The 1,348-nt window shown below is 63.8% G+C and carries 2 protein-coding genes; both read right to left on the minus strand.

All coding sequences use genetic code 11. The features are described from left to right. Positions 1-400 (minus strand): recombinase family protein (locus tag EN780_RS34305; RefSeq protein ID WP_133372882.1); only part of this gene is annotated, 400 nt, incomplete at its 3' end. A gap of 258 nt (positions 401-658) precedes the next feature. Next, positions 659-1,138 (minus strand): helix-turn-helix domain-containing protein, encoded by a 480-nt coding sequence (locus tag EN780_RS34310; protein ID WP_128276464.1) that lies wholly within the window; start codon positions 1,136-1,138, stop codon positions 659-661. Between the last annotated feature and the right edge of the window lie 210 nt (positions 1,139-1,348).

Below are 1,348 nucleotides of genomic sequence, written 5' to 3' on the forward strand. Positions count from 1 at the left end.
GTCTGTCGTTGAAGCTGGCCGGGTCGTAGACGCCATCCTCATCGAGGATGAGGGTGCTGGTCAGGGCGCACAGCTCAAGCAGCCGGTGCCAGTCGGCGGAGTTGCGGGCCAGGCGCGAGACCTCCAGCCCCATGACGACGCCGGCCTTGGCGAGGGCTACTTCGCTGACCAATTCCTGGAAGCCGTCGCGGGCAACGGCGCTGGATCCCGATTTGCCCAGGTCGCAGTCGATCACGTGGACGCGTTCGACCGGCCAACCGGCGGCAATGGCGCGATCCCGCAGCCCATACTGTCGCTGAGTGCTCTCGCCGTTCTCGGCGACCTGTCGCAGCGTAGACTGACGGATGTAGAGGCAGGCGTCGCGCCGAAGGCGATCGGCGGTGACTTTGAGGGCAGGCATGTGCTGGCTCCGCGGTTAGCGTGACAACAAGGCTGGCAAGGATGAGGGTGAGCTCGCTGGTGGCGATCGCGCGTGCCGGCGGTGGGCGATGTACCGGGCAAGGCGGCGTAAAGTTGGGTGTTGTCGTTGCGGCCTTGATCCAGGCGACCATGCCTTGACGGCGCAGGGTTACCAGTCCTGATCCGGTGATCAGCCGGGCGCTGAGCACCGCGGCGCGCAGTTGTTCGTATGTGCCGACGAGGCTGGTCGCGCGGACGGTTAAGGCAGATCGAGTGGTTTTTTTTTGGGCGCCATGGCCCGCTCCAGACTTCGCCGGTGCACCCTGACGCCAAAGCGTGTGGCGATAGCGTCTACACGTTGCGGCACGGTGAGGTCGGGCCTCGCCGTCCTGAGTTGGTCGATGTAGGCGAGGATCTCGGCAGAGATCTTGTGTCCGCCCTTTGGGCCCCGCTGCCGGGGCACCAGCCCGGCGAGGCCCTGGTCGGCCAAGGCGCTCTGAGCTTTGTAGAAGGTTGGCCGCGAGACCCCGAAGGCGCTGGCGACGTCGCTGATCGGCACGCGATCGGCCTGATGGCGGCGTATCATCTCGTAGCGGACCTGCACAAGGTCCCTGGCATCGAAGAAGGGATTGCCGGCAAACAGCGTGTCGCGCACGGCCTCGGGGTGGGGGTTGAGTGCGCCGTCGCGGGCCAAGGCCTCGGCCTTTGGGTCGCGTCGTGCTGGCTTTTGCTTCGCCATGACCATCATCCAAATTGATTCGTAAATATAAATACGCCTTACCTGGTGAGACGTCAAACAAGGTCTCTTCACGATGCCCGGGACAAATCCTGCAATTCTGGGCATATCTATGGCACCAGAGGAGGCGCTGCGGCGTAATTTGCCTTACACAAGCGGCGTATTTAACCTTACGCATCCTCCGCCTCCACCGGCGCAAAGATCCGATCCAGC

It is taken from the genome of Mesorhizobium sp. M4B.F.Ca.ET.089.01.1.1 (genome assembly GCF_004022605.1).
Lineage (GTDB): Bacteria > Pseudomonadota > Alphaproteobacteria > Rhizobiales > Rhizobiaceae > Mesorhizobium > Mesorhizobium abyssinicae.